Raw genomic sequence first — 433 nt, 5'->3', positions numbered from 1 at the left:
GCCTGATGTTTCCGTTTGGCATACTTACTCTGCCACTTGGTTACTTGCTTTTCCGCCCATTTAGCATTAAAGGTTCCGTACTTAATCCCATCAGAACTAATGGCTAGATTAGCGATGCCAACATCAATTCCGACTGCTTTCCTGTTTTTCTCAGGTGTTTGGGAGTTTCAACAGCCACTTGTAATGATAGATAGTAACGGCCAGTTGGCTCAAAGCAAACCGTATAGCACTTAATCTTGCTATTAGCTAACCGGGTTGTTTTACTAGTCCGAATACTGCCCAGCTTAGGTAATCTCACTCGCCGCTTAGCAAGCACTCGACACACTGACCGCCCCGTATAAGCTTGGCGAATAGCACGACGCGATTTAAAACGTGGGTAACCACCTTGGCGTTTAAATAACATCTTAAAGGCTTGGGCGAGGTTGTGATTAAC

The 433-nt window shown here is 45.3% G+C and carries 1 pseudogene; it reads right to left on the bottom strand.

The features are described 5' to 3' along the window. Positions 1-103 precede the first annotated feature (103 nt). Positions 104-433 (bottom strand): annotated as a pseudogene (locus QOS01_RS10470) (RNA-guided endonuclease TnpB family protein); the annotation flags it as partial.

The sequence above is a fragment of the Limosilactobacillus avium genome, assembly GCF_947381485.1.
In the GTDB taxonomy this organism is placed as follows: domain Bacteria; phylum Bacillota; class Bacilli; order Lactobacillales; family Lactobacillaceae; genus Limosilactobacillus; species Limosilactobacillus avium.
Note: the sequence above shows the minus strand (reverse complement) of the source record. Positions and strands in the feature narration are given on the sequence as shown.